The organism is Variovorax sp. 01T439_2 (assembly GCF_056398445.1).
The window spans coordinates 1-5488 of record NZ_JBFTPJ010000349.1; the positions used below are offsets into that span (position 1 = coordinate 1).

The following is a 5488-nucleotide window of genomic DNA, read 5'->3' on the forward strand; positions in this document are numbered from 1 at the left end:
CCATTGAGCCGCCGCCGACATCACGTTACGCCCGTCGGGTTGACTCGCGTCATGTCAAAAAGTTATAATTGTGAGCTTCAGACGACCAACAAGTCATGTAAATCATGGTTGGTCGGCCCTGCACTACTCGCGGATCTCCGAATCCCGTCGCGGTGCGAGGTTCTCCCCGCCGGGCCCTGTCCGGCGAACCGGCCGGATCGTTCCGGCCCCACTGCCACGCCACCCTTTCGGCGGGCACTGGTTTCGTCGCCACGTCGTCTTCAGTGCCTGCCGGCAGCCTCCAGGGCTCGCCGGGCCATTGCACGCGTTCGCTCGCGCTCTGTGTTCGCAGCCTGTCGGCTGATGGCGTGACCATTGCCGCTTCGCGCTTTGTCGCAGCGGCGCTGTGTCCAACCTTCACACAAGGAGCCCCGGCGTATGGCCAAAGGAATTCTCATCGACCATGTCTTCAAGGTGTTCGGCGACGCGCCCGAACAGGCGCTCGAACTCGTCCGCCAAGGTTTTTCGAAGAAGGAGATCCTTGCGCAAACGGGCCAGTCGATCGGCGTGTTCGATGCCACCTTCGAGATCCAGGCCGGCGAGATCTTCGTCATCATGGGCCTCTCGGGTTCGGGCAAGTCGACGCTGGTGCGCCTGCTGAACCGGCTGATCGAGCCGACCGCCGGGCGCATCGTGATCGACGGCGCGGACATCAACGAGCATTCCGACGCCAGGCTGCGCGCGCTGCGCCGCAAGGACATCAGCATGGTGTTCCAGTCCTTCGCGCTGATGCCGCACATGACGGTGCGCGAGAACACCGCCTTCGGCCTCGAACTGTCGGGCACCAGCAAGAAGGAACGCCTCGCGCAGGCCGACCTGGCGCTCGCGCAGGTGGGCCTCGCGGGCTGGGGCGACAGCTACCCCGACGAGCTCTCGGGCGGCATGCAGCAGCGCGTGGGCCTCGCGCGCGCGCTGGCCTCGGACCCGTCGATCCTCCTGATGGACGAGGCCTTCTCGGCGCTCGACCCGATCATCCGCACCGAGATGCAGTCGGAACTGCTGCGGCTGCAGAAGGAGCAGCGGCGCACCATCGTCTTCATCTCGCACGACCTCGACGAGGCCATGCGCATCGGCGACCGCATCGCGATCATGAAGGATGGCCAGGTGATCCAGGTCGGCACGCCCGACGAGATCCTGCGCAGCCCCGCCGACGACTACGTGCGCAGCTTCGTGCGCGGCGTCGATGCGGCGGCCGTGTTCAAGGCGGCGGACATCGCGCGCAAGTCGCTCACGGTGGTGTGCGAGCACCCCGAGCGCGGTGCGCGCGCGGCGCTCAAGCTGCTGGAAGACCAGGACCGCGACTTCGCCTACGTGACGAGCCCGAACAAGCGCTTCCTCGGCGTGGTGTCGGCGGACACGCTGCGCGGCGCGCTCGAAGGGCATTCGGGCTCGCTGGGGCTGCAGCATGCATTCATCGGCGACCTGCCGCGCATCGATGCCGAAGCTCCGGTGGCAGGCCTGATCGGCCAGCTCGCGCAGGCGCCGTGCGCGCTGCCGGTGGTGGCGAACGACGGCCGCTTCTGCGGTGCGATCAGCAAGACGACGCTGCTCAAGTTCCTCGACCGCGACACGCCGCCGATCGAGCCCGTCCCGCCCAACGCCGCACCCGCGCTCGCCGCCGAGCCGCACTGAAGAATTCACGAAGGCCCCCTGAACGATGAACGACAACACACTTCCTTCCGACCTGAGCACCCCCGCAACTCCCGCCTTCGCCGATCCGTGGGAAGCGCTCTCGGCCGCGCCCGACACCTCGACCACCAGCGCCTGGCTCGACGCGCCCGCCGACACCGCCCATCAGCTGGCCGGCTCGGCCGATGCCACGGCCAGCGGCTTGCAGCTGCACCGCCTGTGGGACGGCTCCCTGCCCGTCGAATCCTGGATCAACCAGGGCCTGGGCTGGGTGGTCGAACATTTCCGCCCCTTCTTCCAGACCGTGCGCCTGCCCATCGACAGCACGCTGAACTGGGTGCAGAGCCTGCTGACCGGCCTGCCGACGCTCGCGATGATCGCGCTGATCGGCCTCTTCGCCTGGCAGTTCGCCGGCCGTGCGCTCGCCATCGGCACCACGGTGGCGCTGCTGCTCGTGGCCATGCTGGGCATCTGGCCCGAAGCCATGGTGACGCTGTCGCTGGTGCTGACCTCGCTGGTGTTCTGCATGATCATCGGCCTGCCGCTCGGCGTGCTGCTGGCCAGCAGCGACCGCGCGCAGCGCCTCATGCGCCCGGTGCTCGACGCGATGCAGACCACGCCCGCCTTCGTCTACCTGGTGCCGGTGGTGATGCTGTTCGGCATCGGCAACGTGCCCGGCGTGATCGTGACCATCATCTTCGCGCTGGCGCCGCTGGTGCGCCTGACCAACCTGGGCCTGCGCCAGGTGCGGCCCGACCTGATCGAGGCCGCGCGTGCCTACGGCGCCTCGCCCTGGCAGATGCTGGTGAAGGTGCAGCTGCCGCTGGCCATGCCCTCGATCATGGCGGGCATCAACCAGGCGCTGATGCTGTCGCTGTCGATGGTGGTGATCGCCTCGATGATCGCTGTCGGCGGCCTGGGCCAGATGGTGCTGCGCGGCATCGGCCGGCTCGACATGGGTCTCGCGACCGTGGGCGGCCTGGGCATCGTGCTGCTGGCGATTTCGCTCGACCGGCTCACGCAGGCCATGGGCAAGTCGCGCCGCAGCGCCGGGCGCCGCTGGTGGCACACCGGCCCGGCCGGCCTGGCACTGCGCCTGCTGCAGCGCCTCGTGGGCACGCCGCCCCGCGGTGACGGTGCGAACGAGCCCGTTCCCGCCCTCGCTACGCAAGCGCARTGAGCCGTCACGCAGGAAATCAACGCATGAAGAAAACCAGTCTCGTCCTTGTCCGCGGCCTGCTGGCCCTCGGTTTCGCCGCCTTCGGCATGGGCGCACAGGCCGCCAATGACCTGCCCGGCCAGGGCATCACCGTGCAGCCGCTCAAGAGCTCGCTTGCCGAAGAGGCGTTCCAGACGCTGCTCGTGATGCGCGCGCTCGAGAAGCTCGGCTACACGGTGGAGCCCATGAAGGACCTCGAACCCGCCACCGAGCACCTGGCCATCGCCAATGGCGACGCCACTTTCATGGCCAACCACTGGAGCCTGCTGCACGCCGACTTCTACAAGAACAGCGGCGGYGACGCCAAGCTGTGGCGCAAGGGCGTGTACTCGGACGGCGCGGTGCAGGGCTACCTGATCGATCGCAAGACGGCCGAGCAGTACAACATCAGCAGCATCGCGCAGCTGAAGGACCCGGCCATCGCCAGGCTGTTCGATGCCGATGGCGACGGCAAGGCCGACCTGACGGGCTGCAACCCGGGCTGGGGCTGCGAACTGGCGATCGAGAACCACCTGACGGCCTACCAGCTGCGCGACACCGTCACGCACAAGCAGGGCAGCTATGCCGCGCTGATGGCCGACACCATCGCCCGCTTCAAGCAGGACAAGCCGGTGCTGTACTACACCTGGACGCCCTACTGGGTCAGCGCGGTGCTGCGGCCCGGTGCGGACGTGGTGTGGCTGCAGGTGCCCTTCTCGTCCTCCCAGGGCGGCAACGCGGACACGCAGCTTCCCAACGGCAAGAACTACGGCTTCCAGGCCAACCAGGAGCAGATCGTCGCCAACCGGGCCTTCGTCGAGAAAAACCCGGCCGCCGGCCGGCTGTTCGAGGTGATGAAACTGCCGATCGGCGACATCAACGCCCAGAACCTGCGCATGAGCCAGGGCGCCAACACGCAGCAAGACCTGGAGCGCCACACTGACGGCTGGATCCGGGCGCACCGGCCGCTGTTCGACGGCTGGATCGAGCAAGCCCGGGCCGCCGCAAGGTAGAACGCGGCGGCTGAGATAATCGGGGGGCGTTTTCACACTCCAAAAAACACCCCCCACCATGACGACCACGATCCAGCAGGCCGACCTGATCGAATCGATCAGCGCCGCGCTGCAGTACATCAGCTACTACCATCCCGCCGACTACATCGCCCACCTGGCCCGCGCCTACGAGCGCGAGCAGAGCCCCGCCGCCAAGGACGCCATCGCGCAGATCCTGACCAACAGCAAGATGAGCGCCACGGGCCACCGCCCGATCTGCCAGGACACCGGCATCGTCAACGTGTTCCTCAAGGTGGGCATGGACGTGCGCTGGGGCGGCTTCACCGGCAGCCTGGACGACGCCATCAACGAAGGCGTGCGCCGCGGCTACAACCACCCCGACAACACGCTGCGCGCCTCGGTCGTGGCCGATCCGCAGTTCGACCGCAAGAACACCAAGGACAACACGCCCGCGGTGATCTTCACCGAGATCGTTCCAGGCAACACGGTCGAGGTGACGGTCGCGGCCAAGGGCGGCGGCAGCGAGAACAAGAGCAAGCTCGTGATGCTGAACCCCGGCGACAGCGTGGTCGACTGGGTGCTCAAGACCGTGCCGACCATGGGCGCCGGCTGGTGCCCGCCCGGCATGCTGGGCATCGGCATCGGCGGCACGGCCGAGAAGGCCGCGCTGATGGCCAAGGAAAGCCTGATGGACGACCTCGACATGCACGAGCTGCAGGCCAAGAAGGCCTCGGGCGCCGAGCTCAGCAAGGTCGAGGCGCTGCGCATCGAGCTGTACGAGAAGGTCAATGCGCTGGGCATCGGCGCGCAGGGGCTGGGCGGCCTGGCCACCGTGCTCGACATCAAGATCAAGATGTACCCCACGCACGCGGCCAGCAAGCCGGTGGCAATGATCCCCAACTGCGCGGCCACGCGGCATGCGCACTTCGTGATGGACGGCAGCGGCGCGGTCTACCTCGACCCGCCCTCGCTCGACCTCTGGCCCGACGTCAACTGGACGCCCGATGAAAAGAAGAGCAAGCGCGTCGACCTCGACAAGCTCACGCCCGCCGAAGTGGCGAGCTGGAAGCCCGGCGACACGCTGCTGCTCAACGGCAAGATGCTCACCGGCCGCGATGCCGCGCACAAGCGCATCCAGGACATGCTGGCCAAGGGCGAGAAGCTGCCGGTGGACTTCACGAACCGCGTCATCTACTACGTCGGCCCGGTCGATCCGGTCGGCGGCGAGGCCGTGGGCCCGGCCGGCCCGACCACCGCCACGCGCATGGACGGCTTCACCGAAATGATGCTGGCCCAGACCGGCCTGATCGCGATGATCGGCAAGGCCGAGCGCGGCCCGGTCGCCATCGAGGCGATCAAGAAGCACAAGAGCGCCTATCTCATGGCCGTGGGCGGTGCCGCCTACCTCGTGAGCAAGGCGATCAAGACCGCCAAGGTGGTGGGCTTCGAGGACCTGGGCATGGAAGCCATCTATGAATTCGACGTGGTCGACATGCCGGTGACGGTGGCGGTCGATGCCGGCGGCACCAGCGCGCACATCACCGGCCCGGCCGAGTGGCAGAAGCGCATTGCCAGCGGCGAGTTCAAGACCATCATGATGGAAGAGGCT

4 protein-coding genes are annotated in these 5488 nt (G+C 67.6%); all 4 read left to right on the top strand.

The window, feature by feature from the left end; all coding sequences use genetic code 11:
* Positions 1 to 417 precede the first annotated feature (417 nt).
* Positions 418 to 1671: a glycine betaine/L-proline ABC transporter ATP-binding protein ProV gene (proV, locus tag AC1DOC_RS17275; RefSeq protein WP_018907287.1), complete on the top strand. Its 1254-nt coding sequence runs from the start codon at positions 418 to 420 to the stop codon at positions 1669 to 1671.
* A gap of 25 nt (positions 1672 to 1696) precedes the next feature.
* Positions 1697 to 2848, top strand: a complete 1152-nt coding sequence (gene proW / locus AC1DOC_RS17280) for a glycine betaine/L-proline ABC transporter permease ProW (RefSeq protein WP_018907288.1) — start codon at positions 1697 to 1699, stop codon at positions 2846 to 2848.
* A 23-nt stretch (positions 2849 to 2871) separates the two neighbouring features.
* On the top strand, positions 2872 to 3879 hold the full coding sequence (proX, locus tag AC1DOC_RS17285; protein ID WP_018907289.1) for a glycine betaine/L-proline ABC transporter substrate-binding protein ProX: 1008 nt from the start codon (positions 2872 to 2874) through the stop codon (positions 3877 to 3879).
* A gap of 58 nt (positions 3880 to 3937) precedes the next feature.
* Positions 3938 to 5488: fumarate hydratase (locus tag AC1DOC_RS17290; RefSeq protein ID WP_018907290.1), on the top strand; the 1551-nt coding region annotated here is incomplete at its 3' end.